Annotated in this window: 15 protein-coding genes and 1 riboswitch; of the genes, 8 read left to right on the top strand and 7 right to left on the bottom strand. The window is 69.9% G+C overall.

The annotated features are described in order from the left end of the window. The 4 genes from ML01_RS30260 to ML01_RS15595 form a co-directional block, all read right to left on the bottom strand. The coding region (locus ML01_RS30260) for a hypothetical protein (RefSeq protein ID WP_216819201.1) at positions 1–363 on the bottom strand (363 nt) is incomplete at its 3' end. Further along, entirely contained in the window at positions 360–704 is a 345-nt protein-coding gene (locus tag ML01_RS15605; protein WP_156427759.1) for a hypothetical protein, read from the bottom strand. The genes ML01_RS30260 and ML01_RS15605, both read right to left, overlap by 4 nt. A gap of 157 nt (positions 705–861) precedes the next feature. Beyond that, complete coding sequence (locus tag ML01_RS15600) at positions 862–1,899, bottom strand: M28 family metallopeptidase (RefSeq protein WP_058556326.1); 1,038 nt, start codon at positions 1,897–1,899, stop codon at positions 862–864. Positions 1,900–2,019: 120 nt separating this feature from the next. After that, positions 2,020–5,298, bottom strand: a complete 3,279-nt coding sequence (locus ML01_RS15595) for a PAS domain S-box protein (RefSeq protein WP_058556325.1) — start codon at positions 5,296–5,298, stop codon at positions 2,020–2,022. Between the two features lie 565 nt (positions 5,299–5,863). Here ML01_RS15595 and ML01_RS15590 point away from each other — a divergent pair. Beyond that, positions 5,864–6,775, top strand: a complete 912-nt coding sequence (locus ML01_RS15590) for a Uma2 family endonuclease (protein WP_058556324.1) — start codon at positions 5,864–5,866, stop codon at positions 6,773–6,775. A 139-nt stretch (positions 6,776–6,914) separates the two neighbouring features. Here ML01_RS15590 and ML01_RS15585 read toward each other — a convergent pair whose 3' ends face one another. From ML01_RS15585 to ML01_RS15575, 3 genes are all read right to left on the bottom strand, one after another. Further along, positions 6,915–9,086, bottom strand: coding sequence for a malate synthase G (locus tag ML01_RS15585; protein WP_058556323.1), 2,172 nt, complete (start codon positions 9,084–9,086; stop codon positions 6,915–6,917). A 207-nt stretch (positions 9,087–9,293) separates the two neighbouring features. After that, the gene (locus tag ML01_RS15580) at positions 9,294–10,112 is read right to left on the bottom strand and encodes a TIGR00730 family Rossman fold protein (RefSeq protein WP_216819202.1); all 819 of its coding nucleotides are present in this window, start codon (positions 10,110–10,112) and stop codon (positions 9,294–9,296) included. A gap of 167 nt (positions 10,113–10,279) precedes the next feature. Continuing rightward, entirely contained in the window at positions 10,280–10,879 is a 600-nt protein-coding gene (locus ML01_RS15575) for a hypothetical protein (protein ID WP_156427757.1), read from the bottom strand. A gap of 285 nt (positions 10,880–11,164) precedes the next feature. Next, positions 11,165–11,263, top strand: a riboswitch (TPP riboswitch). Positions 11,264–11,362: 99 nt separating this feature from the next. On the opposite strand from ML01_RS15575, the gene thiC reads away from it, so the two are divergent. From thiC to ML01_RS15540, 7 genes are all read left to right on the top strand, one after another. Then, a complete protein-coding gene (gene thiC, locus ML01_RS15570) occupies positions 11,363–13,255 on the top strand; it encodes a phosphomethylpyrimidine synthase ThiC (protein WP_058556320.1) in 1,893 nt (630 codons plus the stop codon). A 49-nt stretch (positions 13,256–13,304) separates the two neighbouring features. Beyond that, positions 13,305–13,526: a type II toxin-antitoxin system HicB family antitoxin gene (locus ML01_RS15565; RefSeq protein WP_058556319.1), complete on the top strand. Its 222-nt coding sequence runs from the start codon at positions 13,305–13,307 to the stop codon at positions 13,524–13,526. A 31-nt stretch (positions 13,527–13,557) separates the two neighbouring features. Further along, a complete protein-coding gene (locus ML01_RS15560; protein WP_058556318.1) occupies positions 13,558–13,797 on the top strand; it encodes a type II toxin-antitoxin system HicA family toxin in 240 nt (79 codons plus the stop codon). Between the two features lie 134 nt (positions 13,798–13,931). After that, the gene (locus ML01_RS15555; RefSeq protein ID WP_156427756.1) at positions 13,932–18,116 is read left to right on the top strand and encodes a tetratricopeptide repeat protein; all 4,185 of its coding nucleotides are present in this window, start codon (positions 13,932–13,934) and stop codon (positions 18,114–18,116) included. Positions 18,117–18,287: 171 nt separating this feature from the next. After that, a complete protein-coding gene (locus tag ML01_RS15550; protein WP_058556316.1) occupies positions 18,288–18,659 on the top strand; it encodes an Mth938-like domain-containing protein in 372 nt (123 codons plus the stop codon). Between the two features lie 169 nt (positions 18,660–18,828). Further along, positions 18,829–19,587: a hypothetical protein gene (locus ML01_RS15545; protein ID WP_216819200.1), complete on the top strand. Its 759-nt coding sequence runs from the start codon at positions 18,829–18,831 to the stop codon at positions 19,585–19,587. Between the two features lie 85 nt (positions 19,588–19,672). Beyond that, complete coding sequence (locus tag ML01_RS15540; RefSeq protein ID WP_058556315.1) at positions 19,673–20,464, top strand: Uma2 family endonuclease; 792 nt, start codon at positions 19,673–19,675, stop codon at positions 20,462–20,464. The last annotated feature ends 2 nt before the right edge of the window (positions 20,465–20,466 follow it).

The following is a 20,466-nucleotide window of genomic DNA, read 5'->3' as shown; positions in this document are numbered from 1 at the left end:
GATCCAGGCCCGACAAGCGAGCTCGAAACCGCGCCGGCACGGACTGGGACCGCCGGCTTTCAGCCGGCTTCGCGTGCCGGGGGCTCGATGCCCCCGGCGCGCGATCTGCGGCGCGGGAGCCGGGCGGTTGGCCATGCCGCGCCGCGGGGCGGACGACTGCGCATGTGCCCGCTTGTCGGCTGAGACGCCGGCGACGCGGCATTGAGCCGCGTCGGCGGCGAGCCGGCTGGAAAGCCGGCGCTCCCAGTCCGCCGCGTCGGCGGCGAGCCGGCTGGAAAGCCGGCAGTCCCAGTTCGCCGCCCCGGCGGCGAGCCGGCTGGAAAGCCGGCGATCCCGGTCGGCGCCCCATGGGGCTCGGCTCAACGGCAGACCTTGCTGCCGTCCTCGCGCACCATGGTGAACACGTCGAGCTCACCGCCCTCGAATTCGCCGGTGATGCTGAGACGGTCGCCGACGGCGACATGGCGCTGCGTAAAGTCGCCGCAGAGGTCGTAGGCGTCCACGGTCACCTGACGCGAGCCGGCGTCGAGCCGAAAGCCGTCTTCCCAGACGCGCTCCACGGTGCCCTCGAAGGCGCCGCTGCGGCCGGCTTGTGCGGCGCCGGCGGCGAGCAGCAGCGCGACGGCGAGCAGGCCCATCACGGCCCCGCGGGAGCCGGTGGCGGAGCGGTTCGTGTCAAAATTGTGTTCAAAAACAGGGGTCATCGTCGATCCTCCAATGCCCGACCAAGGGCAGCAGCACCTGCCGCGCAACCACCGCGCGACGCCGACTGCTGAATGGGATGCGCCCGTTCCGGTTGCAAGCTGGCGACGTTGATGTCCGCCTGCTCGCGGCCGCGCCGACGGGCGCTACGCCGGGACCTCACGCTCGCCGGGCACGGCAACGACCATCGCGGGCCATGAGCAGCAGCCCCGGCAGCAACAGCAGCCACACCGCCGGCACCGGCACCGGCACGCCCGCGAATCCCGCCAATCCCGCGAGATCGATCATCGCCGCCGCGGCGCCGCGGCTCACCTCCAGCGCGAAGCCGTAGTCCAGCTTGTCCGCGGTGTCCGAGGTCTTGTGGTAGTCCAGGTTGGTGGACCAAAGCTCCCAGAGCTCGTCCTCGATCAGCATCACCGACTCGGAGCCCGGATACTCGCCGGCCGCGAACCATTGGTGATCGCTCCACAGCGGCGTCTCGACGTGGCCGGACACCGGCAGCGACGTGAACGCGGTGATGTTGGCCACCAGCAGGGCCACCAGGTCGGCGTCGCCGATGACCTCGATGTCCTCCGCGGCTGTACCGTCGGTGCGGCCGATCATGTCCAGGTTCACCATGCCGAGGATGCGCTCGCCCGCGCTCCACGCATCCTCGGCATAGGCCTCGCTGCCCTTCATGCCCTGCTCCTCGGCATTGAAGCCGATGAAGCGGATGGTCGCCTCGAACCGGTAGCGGCTCAGCACCGAGGCGATCTCCAGCATCCCCGCGGTACCGCTGGCGTTGTCGTCGGCACCGGGCGCGTCGTTCGCAGACGGCTTGCCGGGGCTGCGACTGGCGATGGAGTCGAAGTGCGCACCGAGGATGAAGATGTCGTCCGGGCGCACCAGGCCGGGCAGGGTCGCCTCGACGTTGGCCAAGGTCACGCCGCCGTAGTCGAACCGGTGCTCGCGGGTGTCGAGACCAAAGCCCACCAGCGTATCGCGCACATAGTCCGTGGCCGCGGCGTTGCCGTCGGTGGCATACCAGCGCGTACCGAAGCCGACCAAGTCCTCCACATAGCCGCGATAGTCGCTGGCCGAGAGCTCGGCGACGATATCGGGCACCGTGATCGGCCCGGCGCTCGCGCCGGCCGCGGCCAGCAGCAGCGGCAGCGCGAGGCGCCAAGCGGGACGTCGGCCAGGGCGTTGCGGGGGCATTGGTGTCTCCAGGGACAAGCGTCGGCAAGAGGGCGGCGTGCTCGGCACGGCCGACAGTGTACCCGCAGCGACCTCGGCCCCGCTCATCGGCCCGGCGAGCAACGCGCCGCGCCTCCCGGCTCAGGCACCGTCGCCGGCGGCCGACGGCAACAGCGATGCGAGCGCCGCGCCGGCGTCATGGTAGGCCTGCCGCAGCGCAGCCAGGGGACCGGCCGCCGGCTGGCCTTGCTTGAGCGTGTCCGCGAGCGACAGCGCGCTGTCGTCCAGCGCAAGCGCACCGGCGAAGGCGCAGGCGCCCCGCAGGCTGTGCAACGCTCGCCGAGCGGCGGCCCGGTCGCCGGCATCCAGGGCGCGCTCCAACGCGGCCATGTCGTCGCCGGTCGACTCGGCGAACAACTGAACAAAGACCTCGACGCGCTGGCGGCCGATGGTCTTCTGCAGCCGCTGCATGTCGAAGCCGGTGAGGGCGGGCAACGCCGGCAGCGGCGCCGCGGACGCTCCGGCCGGGGCCGCCGGGCGCGGCTGCTCCCCGTCCGGCCGCGCGGCCGGCGCCGCCGAGCCGGCGGGCAGCCAGCGCAGCAGCGCGTCCACCAGGGTCTCCAGGCTCACCGGCTTCGCGAGCAGCTCGTTCGCGCCGACCGCGGCGACGTGGGCGCGCTCGGCCTCCGTCACCCCCGCGGTGATGGCGATCACGGGCAACGCGCCGCCGCCGGGCCGCTCGCGCAGGCGGGCGATGGCGGTGAGGCCGTCCATCTCGGGCATCTGAATATCCATCAGCACGGCGTCGAAGCATGCCCGCTCCAGCGCGTCGAGCGCCTCCTTGCCGTTGACGACCAGGGTCGCCTGCACGCCGAGCAGCGCGAGCATGTCGGCAAGCACCTGACGGTTGATGGGGTGATCTTCCGCCACCAGCACCCGCACCCCGCGCAAATCCGCGGGGGCCGAATGCTGCGTTGCGGACGGCGCAGGCGCGGCCGCCACCGCGAGCGGCAGCTCCACGACGAAGCTGCTGCCCGCCCCGAGCGTGCTGTCGACCGACAGCCGCCCGCCCATGATGTCCACCAGCCCACGGCTGATGCTGAGGCCCAGGCCCGTGCCGCCGTAGCGGCGGGAGATCGACTCGTCCCCCTGCGCAAAGGGCGTGAAGAGCCGCGCCCGGCTCGCCGCATCGATGCCGGGTCCGGTATCGGTCACCGCCCAGCGCACCCGTGCCACCCCGTCCTGCACCCCAAGGCAGGTGACCTGCAAGCGGATCTCGCCATGCTCGGTGAACTTGATGGCGTTGCCGATCAGATTGGCGAGCACCTGGCGAACACGTAGCGCATCACCGAGCAGGTGGCGGGGCGCATCGTCCGCGGCGCAGACGTGCAGCCTGAGCCCCTTCTCGGCGGCCAGCTCGCCGAACAGGTCCAGCAGGCCGCCCAGGAGCTCCTGCACGTCGAAGGGCGCGTGCTGCAGTTGCAAATGCCCCGCGTCGATGCGGCTCTGATCGAGGATGTCGTTCAAAATGCCGAGCAGGCTGCGGCCGGAGCGCAGCAGCTTCTCCAGATAGCCCCGGGCCACGGGCTCCAGCGGTCGGTGCAGGGCCAGCTCGGCGAGCCCCAGGACGCCGTTCATCGGCGTGCGGATCTCGTGGCTCATCTGCGCGAGGAATCGGCCCTTGGCCAGGGCCATGGCCTCGGCCGCCTCCTTGGCCTCGCGCAGCTCGGCTTCGGCGCGCACGCGGGCGGTCTCGTCGTGGATGATCGAGAACAACAGCGTCCGATCGTCGACCTGGATGAGCGAGCTGTACACCCGGACCTCGCGCACCTCTCCCGAACCCAGACGGTGTGAGGACCTGAAGACCGCGAGCCGATTCGCGCGGATCTCCTGCACCCGCGCTGCCAGCGCAGCCGATGGCAGGGTGTTGATGTCGTCGATGCACATGCCGACCAGGCGCTCCGCCGGATAGCCGTAGAACGCCACAGCGGCCTGGTTGGCGGCCTCGATGCGGCGGCTGTCGGGGTCGATCATCACCATCACCGAGCCGTTGTCCTCGAAGAAGCGCCGGAACCGCTCCTCCTGGCGGGCCAAGGCCTGCTCGGCGCACTTGCGGTCGCTGATCTCCAGGTGGATGCCTGCCATGCGCACGGCCTCGCCGTCGGCGCCCCATTCCACCACCCGCCCCTTGTCGAGCACCCACACCCAGTGCCCGTCGCGGTGGCGCATGCGCAGCTCGCACTCGTACAGCGGGGCCTCCCTCCCGCGACAGCGGGCAAGGCGCGCCATGGCCTCGCGGAGGTCGTCGGGATGGGTCAGTCGCTTCCAGGTATCGATGCTATGCGGTGCCAGCTCGGCCAGCGTCCAGCCGAGCATGGTCGCCCAGCGCTCGTTCAAGACGACCGCGTCGGTCCTGACATTCCATTCCCAGGTGCCGGCGTCGGTGCCGTAGAGGATGTTCTGCAGGCGCTCTTCGGAGCGGCGGAGCGCCAACTCCGCCTCCACGGCCTCGGTGACGTCCTGGTTGAAACCCACGATGCGCCTTGGCGCGCCCTGCTCATCGCGCACCACCTGGCCGGTGGCGGAGATGTGGCGAACAGCGCCGTCCGGCCGGACGATACGGTGCCCGTAGCGGAAGGGGCCGATGGTCTCGCCGACCTGCGGGAGCCTCGCCTCGATGATTGGCCGGTCTTCCGGATGCACGAGCGCCAGCCACAAGTCGAGGTCGGGGGTCGGGCGGCGTGCCGGCTCCGGAAAGCCGAAGATCTCGAAGCTGCGCTCGTCCCAGGTGGTGCTCTGGTCCGTCAGGTCCAGCTCCCAGAAACCGAGCTCGGCAGCCGCGGTGGCGGTCTGGAGGCGGGAGAGGGCTTCGGCCAGCTCGGCGGTGCGGGCCTCGACCAATGCCTCCAGGTCACAGCGATGGCGCTCCAGCTCGGCCTCGGCACGCTTGCGCTCGGTGATGTCCGTGAGGATGGACAGCGCCACAAGCTCCGCCGGCTGCCGACCATCCATGGCGCAGTGCGTCACCTCCACCGGAATCGCATGGCCGCCGCGATGGCGCGCAATGGATTCAAAGCGCAGCACGCCTTGTGTCAGCAAAGCACCGTTGACCTGCCGCAGCCGCTCCAAGCCGAGACTCGGATCGATGTCGCCGAGAGACAGCGAGAGCAGCTCCGCCTCGCTATAGCCCAGCATCGCGGCGGCTGCGCCATTGGCGCTGATGATCCGGCCGGTCGCGTCCGTCAGCAGCGCAGCCGATGCGCCGCCTTCCAGCGCCGGCGCCGCAGCCTGCGCCTGCCGGTCGCCGTGCTCGGCCGACACGTTGTACAGACCGGCGTCCACGTCCGTGGCGCCGGCGATGCCCGGAACCCCAACCTCTGCCTCGACGCCGGCGACGCCCGGCTGGTCCGTTGTGCTCATGCTGTCCTCGCCTGGAAAAGACCGTCCTGCCGATCCTGCATCCGCGCATACCGGAGACGGCAAAAGCCCCTGGATGCGATGAGGAGAGACACTAAACCGCGCCTGAGCAAGGTGTCTACGCGCGGATGACAGCCTGGGGCGGACGGGCGATATTCGTCCCGCATTCAAGGGGTCAGTGCAGCCCGGGTACGTCGGATTCATCCGGCCCGGGACTGGCAGACGTCCCGAGATTGGGCAACGGACCGTGTCAGGACGTCGCGGCGCGTTCGCGCGCTCCGACTGGAGTGTTGACCTCCAGGTCAACACCGACAGAGCGGGATGCACCGATACCGCGCGTGCGGAGCCGACCTGGAGGTCGGCTCTCCGGCCCAGCTCCGGCCCAGCTCCGGCCCGAATCGAGAGACTGGGCCGGGCCAGAGCCATCTACACCAACCGCCTGTTCTGAGGAGTAAACTTCACGTCATCGGCAACTGCTCCGCGGCGGGCCTGCGGCTTTCCACATGCCCACGCTCCGACGTTATACTCCGGGCTCGATTCGATCCCGTCGGAGCCTGGAGCCAGTGCCATGCAGCCCAATGCGGCCCCCGTCGGCAGCGACGCCTCGCCCCACGGCTGGCGCGAGGTCCCGGTTCGGTACCCGGACGGCACGCTCGGCTATCGCGAGGAGCCGCTGGCGCCCGACGCCTTTCTCGACCCGCAGGAGGGCGACCACTTGATCCAAGGGACGGAGCACGACTTCTGTGTGCACGACCTTGCGGTCAGGCTTCGCCATCACTTCCGCAACGATCCGACCCGGGCGGTCTACAGCGACGTCAAGATGAAATGGGGCATCGCCGGGCTCAAGGAGCCGGCCCCGGACATCGCCGTGATCCCGGACATCCGTGACCGCGACCGCCCCCGCAATTCCTTCCGCGTGCCGAGCGAGGGCACCCGACCGAGCCTGATCATCGAGGTGGTCTCGCCCTACCAGGACGGCGACGAGACCGAGAAGGTCGAGATCTACCGCCGCGCCGGAATCAGCGAGTACTTGATCGTGAAGACCTTCGAGCCGATAGGCGTCGTCAGCTACTCGATCCAGGGCTACCGCCTGATCGGCGGCGGCTACCGCCCGCTGCGACCCGATGCCCGGGGCCTGCTGCGCAGCCGCACGACCGGGCTCGACTTCGGCACCGAGCCCGGCCACCGCGGTGTGGTCATCGTCGATGCCGCGAGCGGCGAGACGCTGTTGGACGCCGCGGCCCTGGAGGACCTTTGGCGGCAGGAGGCGGCGCTGCGGTGGCAGGCAGAGCAGGCGCGCCAGCAGGAGATCGCGCTGCGGAAGGATGCGGAGCAGCAGCGCCAGCAGGAGGCCGCCCTGCGGAAGGACGCCGAGCAGCAGCGCCAGCAGGAAGCGGCGCTGCGGCAGGCGGCCGACGCGCGGGCCGACCGCTATGCTCGGCGCCTGCGAGCGCTCGGCATCGATCCCGACTCCACCTGATCGGCCGTGAGCCGTGGTGGGATGCTCACACGCAGCCGAACCGCGGCTTGCTCGGCCGATCAAGCCAGCGCCGACGGCGGACTGAAGTCCGCCCTTACCGAGGGGGCCGACTGAAGTCGGCGTACCCGGGGGCGGCAGCTCAGCCCTGCGCCTTCAGCTCCCGCCGGCGGCGGTGCAGGGCCGGCTCGGTATAGCCGTTGGGCTCGGCGCGGCCGTTGAAGACGAGATCGCAGGCGGCCTGGAAGGCGATGCCGTCGAAGCCGGGGGCCATGGGCCGGTACATCGGATCATTGGCGTTCTGGCGGTCCACGACCTCGGCCATGCGCTTGAGCGTCGCCATCACCTGCTCCTTGCCGACGACGCCGTGGTACAGCCAGTTGGCGAGGCATTGGCTTGCGATGCGCAGCGTCGCGCGGTCTTCCATGAGGCCGGTGTCGGTGATGTCCGGCACCTTGGAGCAGCCGATGCCTTGGTCGATCCAGCGCACGACGTAGCCGAGGATGCCCTGGCAGTTGTTGTCCAGCTCCTGCTGGATGTCGTCCGCCGTCCAGGTGGCCGGGTCCGCGAGCGGGATGGTCAGGATGTCGTCCAGCGCCGCGCGCGGGCCGCCGGCGGCGAGCTCCGCCTGGCGGGCGGCAACATCGACCTCGTGGTAGTGCAGCGCATGCAGCGTGGCACCCGTCGGCGACGGCACCCAGGCGCAGTTGGCGCCGGACCGGGGATGCCCGATCTTGGTGTCGAGCATCGCGCGCATCTCGTCCGGCATGGTCCACATACCCTTGCCGATCTGGCCATGGCCGGGCAGGCCGCAGGCGAGGCCGGTGTCGACGTTCCAGTCCTCGTAGGCCAGCAGCCAGGGCGCGGTCTTCATGGCGCCTTTGCGCAGCATCGGGCCGGCTTCCATGCTGGTGTGGATTTCATCGCCCGTGCGGTCCAGGAAGCCCGTGTTGATGAAGATGACGCGCTCGGCGGCGCGGCGGATGCACTCCTTGAGGTTCACCGTGGTGCGCCGCTCCTCGTCCATGATGCCGATCTTGAGCGTGTTGCGCGGCAGGTGGAGCGCGTCCTCAATGCGCGCGAACAGGTCCACGGCGAGCTGCACCTCGTCCGGCCCGTGCATCTTGGGCTTGACGATGTAGACGCTGCCGGCACGGCTGTTGCGCACGGCGCCCCCGTTGGGACCAAGCCCGTTCAGATCGTACACGGCCGCGAGCACCGTGACCATGCCGTCGAGAATGCCCTCCGGGATCTCCTCGCCGTCGGCGGTCAGCACGGCGTCCGTGGTCATGAGATGGCCGACATTGCGCACCAGCATCAGGGAGCGGCCGGGCAGCGTCAGCTCGCCGCCGTCGGGTGCCGTGTAGCTGCGGTCCGGCTCCAAGCGGCGCTCCAGCATCTTGCCGGCCTTGCTGAAGCTGGCCGTCAGGTCGCCGCGCATGAGGCCGAGCCAGTTGCGGTAGACGCCGACCTTGTCCTCGGCGTCTACGGCAGCTACAGAGTCCTCGCAGTCCTGGATGGCGGTGACGGCGGACTCCAGCACCACGTCCTTGACGCCGGCCGGGCTCTTGGCGCCGATGGCATGGGCGCGGTCGATCAGCAGCTCCACGTGCAGGCCGTGGTTCACGAGCAGCACCGCGGTGGGCGCATCGGCCGGCCCTTGCCAGCCGGCGAGCTGGTCGGGGTCCGCCAGCGCCGCGTCGCCGGCGCGGAGCCGGCCGTCCTCGACCCGATAGCCCGACACGCTGCCATGGGACGCGCCGCCCACGAGCGGGAAGCGCTGGTCCAGGAATGCCACCGCGGCAGCGACCACGCGCTCGCCGCGCACCGGGTTGAACTGACTGCTGCGCTCGGCGCCGCCGTCTTCGGGGATCGCATCGGTGCCGTAGAGGGCGTCGTAGAGGCTGCCCCAGCGGGCGTTGGCGGCGTTCAGCGCATAGCGGGCGTTGTTGACGGGCACGACGAGCTGCGGGCCGGCAATGCTCGCGATCTCGGGGTCCAGGTTGCTTGTCGTGACGCGGAACTCCGGGCCTTCCGGCTCCAGGTAGCCGATGTCGGTCAAGAAGGCGCGGTAGGCGGCAGTATCGATGGGCTGGCCGCGGCGCTCGCGGTGCCAGTCGTCGATCTGCGCCTGGAGCGCATCGCGGCGCGCAAGCAGTGCACTGGTGCGCGGTCCGAGCTCGGCGACGATGTCCGCGAGGGCGGCCCAGAAGGCCGCCGGCTCGATGCCGGTGCCGGGGGCGATCTCGTCGCGGATCAGGTCATGCAGGGCAGTGGCGACCTGCAGGCCGCCGACGTCGATGCGATCGGTCATGGTTTTGTTGCTCCATCCAGCGGTGTCGGCAAGGGCAATTGCCAAGCGGCCCGCTAGGATTCGCCAGAACCGGCGCCCCCGCAACATCAACGCGATAAATTATCTCAAGCCAAGCAATCTAAAAACCCAATACTCCCGACCATCCACCATCCACCATCGATGCATCGAAATCGAAATCGGTATCGAAATCGACATCCCGCCAACCGCTCACCCCGCGCCCATATCGGCCGCGTGCCAGAACGCCCGGATGCGCGCCCAGGCGTCCTCCGCGGTCTCGACATAGGTGATGAGGTCACGGTCCCTCGGGTCGATGGTGCCCTCCTCCACCAGCGCGTCGAAGCTGATGACGCGCTCCCAGTAGTCACGACCGAACAACAGCACCGGCACCGGGTGCACCTTGCGAGTTTGGATCAGCGTCAGGGTCTCGAACAGCTCGTCCAGCGTGCCGTAGCCGCCCGGGAACACCACCAGCGCCCGCGCCCGCAGCACGAAGTGCATCTTGCGCACCGCGAAGTAGTGGAACTGAAACGACAGCTCCGGCGTCACGTAGCGGTTCGGCCGCTCCTCGTGCGGCAGCACGATACTGAGCCCCAGGCTCTTCCCGCCGGCGTCGGCCGCACCGCGGTTGGCGGCCTCCATGATGCCCGGCCCGCCGCCGGTGACGACGACGAAGTCCCGGTGGTCGTTCTGCTGCGAGACCTCGGTGATCATGGCCGCGAGCCGCCTGGCCTCGTCGTAGTACTTCGATTTCGCCTCGATGCGCCGGGCGACGGCCGCACGCTCGGCGAGCACCGGGTCGTCCGGCGCGGCGGCGAGCGCGTCCTCGGCGGCGCAGAGCCGCGCCCGCGCGGCCTCGGGCTCCGGGATGCGGGTGCTGCCAAAGATGACGACGGTGGACTCGACGCCCGCCTCCTGCTGCGCCAGCTCCGCCTTCAGCAGCTCCAGTTGCAGACGTACGGGCCGCAGCTCCGCGCGGCGCAGGAAGTCGATGTCGGCGTAGGCCAGTCGAAAGGAGGCCGAGGCCATCTGCGGGCTTTCGGGGGTGGGCTCCTCGGGGTTCTCTTCGGCGGCGCTTGGCCAGGGGCTGTCGGCGAGGTGCGGGTGGGGCGGCTGGGTCATGGATCGGGCTCGGTGCGGGCGGCGGGCCCACGGCGAGCCGCGGGCCACGGGGTTGCCGGTCGGCGCGGGCGACGTCAGCCGGCGGTCTGGTCGTCGATCATGTCGTTCATCTTCTCGCGCAACTGCTGGATCTGCGTTCTCAGCTCCTCCGGCAGCTCGTGCTGAAGGTCCTTGAGCTTCTGCAGCGCGTCATTGGCGGAGCCCAAGTCGTTGTCTTCCAGATGGCCCCGCACGCGGGTCATCAGCTCCTCAGCGCGGGCGCTCGCCTGCCCTGCCAGGGCGCTGCCCTGCTCTTCCAGCGCCGCGGACAGCTCGGCGGCACGCTCGGACGCGGTCTCGGAGAAGGCCCGGGTCGCGGCAGCGGCAGCGGCGGCAGCCTCGGTGCCGGCGGCCTGAAGCTCCTTCGCGGCCGCCCGCGCATGGGCCTCGATGGAATCCAGCGACGACGGCGGGGCCACGGGCTCAGCGTCCGACGTTGCCGGGGGCGGCGGCTCGGCGATTGCGTCGTTGGCCGCATCAGGGGCGGCGTCTGGGGCGGCGCCAGGGGCGACCTCGGCGGCCGGTGCACGCTCGCCCGGCTGTGCGCCCTGCTCGCCCTCGCCGCAGCCGGCGAGCCCGAGCGTCAGGGCCAGCAACGAGGTGGCGCCGAGGGTCGACATCGATTTTGGGTCCATGGTGTGCTCCTCATCGGATGATTGGTTGGCGCCGCCCGCGAACGGCGGCGGACCGGGCAACTTAGCGCACTTCGGTGACCGCTGGATGACCGGCCACAAGCCGATAGCAACCTCTCTGCCGATTCGACTTACCCGATTCGACCTCTGCCGATTCGACCTCCGCCGATTCGACCTCCGCCGCTTCGACCTCCGCCGCTTCGACCAATCACGGAGCGGGCGCATGGTGGAAAGGGCCTGTGACGGAAGCGGTTGCATTCGCGCCTGCCTTTGGCTAGCGTTCCCGGCGAGTCCCGCTGGGGGTGCCCGTCGTCGCACACGGGCTGAGAGAGTCCCTTGGAACCTGATCCGGTTGATACCGGCGGAGGGAAGCGCGGACGAGCCGAAGCCGTACCTGCCTGTTCTGCCTCGCCGCTCGCACCGCTCCCGCTGCCATTGCACCGGCCCGTCGTCGCAACCGGGCCAGCCGAGCCCTGAGGAGCCGTCATGAGCGCCATCCCTAAAGACTTCATCGCCACCACCGCCCGGCTGTCGGACGAGGTCACCCGCCCCTTCCCCGCCTCCACCAAGCGCTATGTGACGGGCTCGCGGCCGGACCTCCGCGTGCCCATGCGCGAGATCGCACAGTCGCCGACGCGCACCGCCGACGGCATCGAAGAGAACCCGCCGGTCTTCGTCTACGACACCTCCGGCCCCTACACGGACCCGGACGTGACCATCGACCTGCTGCGCGGGCTGCCGGACGTGCGCGCTGCGTGGATCGATGCCCGCGGCGACACCGAAGCGCTGGCCGGGCCGACGTCGGAGTTCGGCGGCCACCGCCAGCGGGACCCGCGGCTTGCGCATCTGCGCTTCGAGCACCTGCGCACGCCGCGCCGTGCCAAGCCCGGGCACAACGTCTCGCAGATGCACTATGCCCGCCGCGGCGAGATCACGCCGGAGATGGAGTACGTCGCCATCCGCGAGCACATGCGCCTGGACGAGCTGCGCGCCGACCCGCGCTACGAGAAGCTGCTGCGCCAGCAGCGGGGCCAGTCCTTCGGCGCCGCGCTGCCCGAGACCATCACGCCCGAATTCGTCCGCGACGAGGTCGCCCGCGGGCGCGCCATCATCCCCGCCAACATCAACCACCCGGAGCTGGAGCCGATGATCATCGGCCGGAATTTCCGGGTGAAGGTCAACACCAACATCGGCAACTCGGCCACCACCTCCAGCATCGAAGAAGAAGTCGAAAAGATGGTCTGGTCCGCCCGCTGGGGCGGCGACACGCTGATGGATCTCTCCACCGGCAAGAACATCCACGAGACCCGCGAATGGATCCTGCGCAACGCGCCCATGCCCATCGGCACCGTGCCCATCTACCAGGCGCTGGAGAAAGTGGACGGCAAGCCGGAAGAGCTGACCTGGGAGATGTTCCGCGACACCCTCATCGAGCAGGCCGAGCAGGGCGTGGACTACTTCACCATTCACGCCGGCGTGCTGTTGCGCTACATCCCGCTGACGGCGGACCGCGTGACGGGTATCGTCTCCCGCGGCGGCTCCATCCTGGCCAAGTGGTGCCTGGCCCATCACCGCGAGAACTTCCTGTACACGCATTTCAATGAGATCTGCGAGATCATGAAGGCCTATGACGTGTCCTTCTCGCTCGGCGACGGGCTGCGCCCGGGCAGCATCGCCGACGCCAACGACAAGGCGCAGTTTGCGGAGCTGGAAACCTTAGGCGAGCTGACCCGATTCGCGTGGGAGCACGATGTCCAGGTGATGATCGAAGGGCCAGGCCACGTGCCGCTGCAGATGATCGAGGAGAACGTCACCAAGGAGCTTGCGGACTGCTTCGAGGCGCCCTTCTACACGCTGGGGCCGCTGATCACGGACATCGCGCCGGCTTACGACCACATCACCTCCGGCATCGGCGCCGCCAACATCGGCTGGTACGGCACCGCCATGCTCTGCTACGTGACGCCCAAGGAGCATCTCGGCCTGCCGAACAAGCAGGACGTGCGCGACGGCATCGTCACCTACAAGATCGCCGCCCACGGCGCCGACCTCGCCAAGGGCCTGCCCGGTGCGCAGATCCGCGACAATGCGCTCTCCAAGGCGCGGTTCGAGTTCCGCTGGGAGGACCAGTTCAACCTCTCGCTCGACCCCGACCGCGCCCGCGAATTCCACGACCAAACCCTGCCCCACGACTCGCACAAGGTCGCCCACTTCTGCTCCATGTGCGGCCCCCACTTCTGCTCCATGAAGATCACCCAAGACGTGCGCGACTATGCCAAGGCGCACCAGCTCGACGACGCCGAGCGGGCCATCGAGCTGGGCATGCAGGAGAAGGCCCGCGAGTTCGTCGAGGACGGGGCGCGGATCTATCGGGAGGTCTAGACGCGCCCGCCACCTCGGCGGCGGGTCAGCCACTGTGCGGAGAGCTCACATGAACAACATCAAGATCGTCATCGAGAAGCATGCCGACGGCTACGTCGCCTATCCGGTAGGGATCAAGGGGATTGTCGTCGGCGAGGGCGACAGTTTCAACGCAGCCCTGAGCGACGTGCAATCCGCATTGCAGTTCCACGTCGAAACCTTCGGCACAGAAGGACTAGAGCCGGACGACCCGGTGCTGGACGCATTCATCGCCGAGGCGGCCATCGCCTGAGCAGGCCGACGACCGGCAATTCCCTGGACCGATGTCCAAGTTTCCCGTCGATGCCGACAAGCAGCGGGTGCTCCGCGCACTCTCGCGACTGGGTTTCCAGGTCGTACGCGAGCGCCAGCACATCGCGCTCCGCCGCGCCAACCCGGACGGCACCGTCACCCCGATGACCATCCCCAACCATCCACACCTGAAGGCATCGACGCTCCGCACCATTTGCCGCCAAGCGGGCATCGCTCGCGACGACTTCATCGCCGCCTACGAACAAGGTTGACTGCCGACGGCGGCCCTCAAGCGCGGGCAGGGCGCGCCGGGCAAGCACTGCGCACACCCAGCCCGAGCACCGTCCGCTCGTGTATTCTGACCGGTCAGCGGACAAGCACGATAAGGCAACGGGTGGTCTTCGAGATGGCACGGCTGTACGGGCGCGAGCACCAACAACTGATCGACTGGCTGGCGCAGGAGTGGTGGCCCAAGGGTCCGCCGATCTGCGTCATCGAGGGCTTCCCAGGCGTCGGCAAGACCCGCATCGCCGAGGAGCTGATGGTGCGCCTGGATTCTGCGGCGGTGCTGAAACCCCTGGTCGAATGCCCCGCCGCGTCGGTCGGCCTGGAAGACGACCTGCTGCTGAACCTCGCCGAGACCCTGGCGGACCAGGGCGATCATCGCCTCGCGGACAGCCTGAGCCTGCCCACCCTCAAGGCCATCCTCGCCCGGCCCGTGCTCCTGGTCATCGACGAGCTGCAGCGGGGCTTCGTCCCCGGTTCCGGCAAGCCCTCCCCGGAGCTGGCCCGCGTGCTGAAGGAGCTGGGCGGCAGCCGCGGCGCGGGCCGCGTGCTGCTGCTGTCCAGCCGGGAGCTGGAGCGCGAGCGCGCGAACGAGCGTTGGGCGGTGCATCGGCTGCACGGGCTGCCCGCGGACGAGGCCGTCGAGCTGTTCGATCACCTGCTTGCCGCCGAGGGTATCGACGGCGAGTTCCCGCACGCCCGCAAGCACGACATCGCCACCTGGCTCGGCGGCTATCCCCGCGCGCTGCGCCTCTTCGCCAACCGCCTGCGCTATGAGCCCCTCGACGACCTGCTCGGATTCGCCCACGAGACTTGGGAGGCCAAGGACCGCAAGGTGTCGGCAGAGCTGCTGACGCGCATCGAGTCCGAGATGTTCCAGCGCGCCCGGGAGGGGCTGGACGCGGCGGGTGAGCGCTTCCTGCGGCGGCTCGCGGTGTTCCGCAACCCGGTGGAGCCGCAGGCGCTCGAGCGACTCATCGATGCCGGCGACACGCTGCCGCGGCTGCGGGCCGAGCTCGTCGACCGCTACGTCATCGAGCTCCGGCGCCAACGCTACGCAATGCCGTCGCTGCTCCGCGACACCGTGGTCGCCTCGCTGCCGCCGGAAGCCAGGCAGCAGGCCCACCGCGTGGCCGGCGATTGGTTCGGCCGCCACTTCCGCGCCAGGCAGATCACCGGCCCCCCGGAGCGACTCGGCGGCGCCTTCGTGGAGGCCCGCTACCACTATGTGCAGGCCGGGGACGACGAGGCCCTGCGCGAGGTGGGCCAGCGCTTCGAAGGCCACGTCCACGCCCTCATCAACTGGGTCACGCCCGTCCCGCGGGACCCGGCCGAGGTGGACGAGCGCATCGCCTTCCTGTCCGCGCTGCTGTCCGACGGCGGCGGCGCCAAGGGGCTGCACTACTACCTGGCGCGACTGCTCGCGTACCGGCGGCGCAATGATGACTTGCGGCGTGCCGTGGAGCATGCCCGCGCGGGTACGGGGCCGCGCTCGCCGGCCGACGCTTGGGGACTGCGAATCAGGCTGGAAGCGGAAGCCCATGGCGCCGGGCGCATTGAAAAGACCGTGCGCGAGGCGATCAGAAACGTTGCGGCCGAGAAGGGTCTTGACGCGCTTTACCAGGCCGCCGCCGAGATCCTCGGCCGCAGCGGCAACCCCGACGACGCCGTGGCGCTGTTGCGCGAGGGCATCGCCAAGATCCCGACCAGCCAGCCGCTCCACCAGGCCGCCGCCGAGATCCTCGACCGCAGCGGCAACCCCGACGACGCCGTGGCGCTGCTGCGCGAGGGCATCGCCAAGGTGCCGGTCGAGAAGAGCCTGGGGCCGCTCTACCAGGCCGCCGCCGAGATCCTCGACCGCAGCGGCAACCCCGACGACGCCGTGGCGCTGCTGCGCGAGGGCATCGTCAAGGTGCCGGCCGAGAAGAACCTGTTCGCTCTATACCAGGCCGCCGCCGAGATCCTCGACCGCAGCGGCAAGCCGGATGAGGCCGTGGCGCTGCTGCGCGAGGGCATCGCCAAGATTCCGACCAGCCAGCCGCTCCATCAGGCCGCCGCCGAGATCCTCGACCGCCGCGGCAACCCCGACGACGCCGTGGCGCTGCTGCGCGAGGGCATCGCCAAGGTACCGGCCGAGAAGAGCCTGGCTTCCCTCTACCAGGCCGCCGCCGAGATCCTCGACCGCAGCGGCAAGCCGGATGAGGCGGTGGCGCTGCTGCGCGAGGGCTTCGCCAAGATCCCGACCAGCCCGCCGCTCTACCAAGCTGCCGCCGAGATCCTCGACCGCAGCGGAAAGCCGGACGAGGCCGTGGCGCTGCTGCGCGAGGGCATCGTCAAGGTACCGGCCGAGAAGAGCCTCTTCTCGCTCTACCAGTCGCTCGGACGCATCCTGGACCGCCGAGGCAGGACACCCGAGGCCATCGCGACCCTGCGCGAGGGGATCCGGCGCATCCAGGTCAGCGGGTCTGGCAGCCGTTACCGCATCGTCAACATGGCGCTCTACCTCGCCTACGCGGCAAACGATCGGGGGTTGCTGCTGGAGGCGCCGGGTTGGACCGGCGAAGAGTGCTTGGACCCGCAATCCAAGGCGCTCTCCGAGCTGTTACTTGCGGAGCTGTTAGGCAACTGGGCCGGGGCAGCCGACCGCGCTGCGCGCGGCCGGGCGGAGTTCCCGCGCTTTCTCGACCTTGCCGTGCGTGAAGCCTTCACCCGACTCTGTGCAGGCGCGCCGGACGCGGCCATCGCGGCACTCGGGCAATTCCCCAACCTGCGCGATACCGAGGCAGGCGATCCGCTCGATTGGCTCCAGGCCATGATGGCGCTGTCGGCGGGCGATCTGGATAGCGCCCGACACTACCTGAGCGCCTTTCTGGCTGCGCCGGTCACGGGCGATACGGATGACCTCCGGGCGCTGCTGCTGCGGGCCTGGGACGAGAGTCCATGTCGCGATGAGGCCCAGCCCGTGGCCTATTACTTCCCGCACCTGCCACCCCGCCTCACCGGGCTCGACCGCACCATCACGCGCCGGCAGTTCGGCCCGAGCGCCCTGCCTGGACCGGACTCACAGCCCGGACGACTGCCTCTGGAGGAAGTCCCCTTGATCCAAGCCGCGGACCGCCCGCTTCACATCCTCACCATCTGTTCCGAATGGTTCTCCCGCCACGGCGGCGTGCCCACCTTCAACCGGGAACTGTGCATCGCGCTGCGCCAGGCGGGACAAGATGTAGCCTGCCTGGTCTCGGACTCGGATGCCGAGGAACGCGCCCACGCGCAATCACACGGCGTGTTGCTCATCGATGCGCGCCGGGAGATCGGCATGGACGGCAAGGCCCGGCTCTACCTGCGCCCCGATCTGCCGAAGGGCTTCACGCCCGACATCGTCATCGGCCACGACCACGTCACCGGCACCGCGGCCAAGGTGCAGGCGGAGGAGCACTGCCCGGGCGCCCGGCGCGTGCACATCATCCACACCGCCCCGGGCGACATCGAGCGCTTCAAACCGCAGACCGGCACCACGGCCGCAGCCAAGGGCGAGCACAAAGAGCTGGGTCAGGAGGCGCTCGCGGAGACGGCGGATCTGGTGGTGGCCGTCGGCCCCAGGCTCTACGACGAGATCGCCACCCGCCTCCACGGGTTGACGGCGCCGCCCCCGGTGCTGCGGCTGGACCCTGGCATCAGCAGTCCCAAGGCCGAGCGCACACCCGCACCGCTCGCGATCTGCCTGCTGCTCGGTCGCACCGAAGACCGGGAGCTGAAGGGGCTCGACATCGCCGCCCGCGCGGTCGGCCTGCTGCGCGGCCAGCGGCCACGCTTGATTGTCCGCGGCGCGGAGCCGGGCAAGGGCGATGAGCTGAGGCGGTGGCTGGAGGGCTGCGCCGGCAGCCCGGGCACGGACATCCAGACGCGCGAGTACGTGCCGAACGCGGAGCGGCTGGAGCGCGACCTAAAAACGGCCTCCCTGGTGCTGATGCCGTCCCGCAGCGAAGGCTTCGGCCTGGTCGGCATCGAGGCCCTGGCAGCCGGCACGCCGATCCTGATCAGCGAGCAGAGCGGCCTGGCGCAGTTGCTCCGTGAGCACCGCGCGTTGGAACAGGCAAACCGCTGCATCGTGCCCGTCACCGGCGACTGCGAGACCGATGCGCAGGCATGGGAGCGACGCATCGAGTCCACCCTGCAGGACCGTGCGGCGGCGTTCCGCAACACCGCTGCGATGGCGGCTGCGCTCGCCGAACGGGTGAGCTGGGCTGCTGCCGCCGAGCGACTGCTCGGCATGCTCCGCACCGTCGCGACCTCGCCCAAGACCTGACGACGACAGCAACCGTAGTGATCTAGACTGACGCCATCCCGAGCCTGCCCAGACCAATCACCCTGGCTCTGCGCAGCCTCGCCTGAGCCGGCTGCCGTGCCCTTGGGATCGAGTGAAGCAGCCCGATCCTCAGTCGCACACGCAGCCGCCGACATCGAGCGCATCGTCGACATGAAATTCGCGGAAATCGCAGACCCGGGCGCCAACCTCATCGAGGCCTACGACGCCGGGCGGGTGCGCATCAACGGCCGCGACTACGCCCGCAGCGTGGCGGTGTCGGCGGGGCATGTGGCGCTGGACTGGGGGCCGGACGATGTGGCGTCGCTCAGCGTCGCGCACCTGGAGGCGGTGCTGCTGGAAGGCACCCAGGTGCTGATCCTCGGCACCGGCAGCCGCCAGCGTTTTCCGGACCCGGCGGTTCAGCACGCGTTGCTGCGGCGCGGCATCGGTGTCGAGGTGATGGACACCGGCGCGGCCTGCCGCACCTACAACATCCTGGTCAGCGAGGGCCGCGCCGTGGTTGCGGCGCTGTTGCTTGATTAGCGCGGCCCCGGTCGGACCAAGCGCGTTGTCGTCGCAGTGCCCCGACAAGGACGCAGAGCGTCAATCAGGCCAACGATCACCATCGCCCCAACGCCGTCCCAGCTCCTCGTCCCTAGCCCCTAGCCCCTAGCCCCTGGCCCCTAGCCCCTAGCCCCTAGCCCCTCGCAAAATGGACCGCAAGATCATCCTCACCACCCTCGCCGCGGCGCTGATGGCCTTCATCGGCATCCTGCTGGTGCTGCCGCTGCTGCCGAATGACCGCGCCGGCCTGCGGCTCTATCCCTGGGACGCGAGCCGGGATGCCGCCGGTAACACGCGCGTGTTCGACCTGACCGTCGGCGACAGCACGCTGGCCGATGTGCGTGCGCTGCTCGATGAGGAGGGCAAGGTCAACCTGTTCGTGAACCCGAACGGCAGCCACAGCGTCGAGGTCTACTTCAACGACATCATGCTGAGCAACCTGCGCGCGGACTGGATCGTGACGCTGGACCTGCAGGAGTCGGAGCTGGCGGCGATGTACGAGCGCGGGCTTCGCATCAGCAAGACCGGCAGCGGCAGCCGCAAGGTGAAGCTGGACCCGACGGACGTGGAGCGGCTCGCCGGGGCGCCCATCCGCATCCTGACCTATCTGCCCTGGAAGAGCCTGGAGCCGCGCGACATCGCCGGGCGCTTCGGCGAGCCCGCGGAGCGCCGCACCGAGGACTCCGGCGTCGTGCACTGGCTGTATCCGGAACGGGGCATGGACATCGCCCGCGATGCGGACGGCGGCGTCGTGATCCAGTACCTGAACCCCTCGGACTTCGCGCGGGCGCTGGCGCTGCTGCCGGCGGCCGAGCCGGCAATCCAGCCGGCAACCGAGCAACCTGCGGCCATGCCCGAGGAGACGGCAAGCGATGTGCCGGCGATCGGCACGGAGCCGGTCGAGTGACGGGAGCAACCCTCGCCGCACACGTGTGCCGCGCCGGCATCGGCGCGCTACACTGACCGCAACGACGACAGCGGACATCGAGACCATGGCCAGCAATCCGAAAGCAGACCCGCAAGGCCCGTTCCGCGCCGACCAGCTCCGCGACGGCGACCGCTACGAGCTAAGCAGCGGTCACCCCATCTATTGCGCGCCGTCCGGCCGCGAGCACGCGGGTCCGAACCTGATCGGCGCCGCCGCCCTGGAGACGGACCCGGCCGTGGACTGGGCCGGCATCGACGCCGGCTTCTCGCCGGAGCAGGGCACGCTGCGCGCACCGGACATCGCCATCGCACCGGCCGGCGACGAGCGCGGCTGGATCAAGGGCGTGCCGCCGCTCGCGGTGGAGTATGCCGGCAAGGGCCAGGACGAGGACGAGCTGCAAACGAAGATCGCAGAATTGCTCGGCAACGGCACGACCCAAGTCTGGGTAGTGCGGCTGCTTGGGCCGCGCCGGGTGGAGGTCTACCGCCCGAACGAGCCGATGCGCGTCGTGCACCCCGGGGAGATCCTGACCGCCCCCGGCCTGCTGCGCAATCCGGTGCCGGTGGAGGCGCTGTACGACCGGGAGGCCGGGCATCGGGCGGTGCTGCGCAACCTGCTGCAGCGCGAGGGCTACGAGGATCTCGATGCCGTGCGCGGCGAGGGTGCCGCACAGGGCGTGGCACAAGGCGTGGCACAAGGCGTGGCCCGCGCAGTCCTGGCGCTGCTGGAAGACCGCGGCCTGGCCGTCGATGTGGCGAGCCGCGAGCGCATCGAGACCTGCCGCGACACGGACCAGCTCCAGCGCTGGCTGCTCGCGGCGGCCAGGGCCGACGACACCGGCGAGCTGTTCCGCTAACT

The organism is Thiohalocapsa sp. ML1 (assembly GCF_001469165.1).
Lineage (GTDB): Bacteria > Pseudomonadota > Gammaproteobacteria > Chromatiales > Chromatiaceae > Thiohalocapsa.
This window is presented reverse-complemented; position numbering and strand designations above follow the sequence as displayed.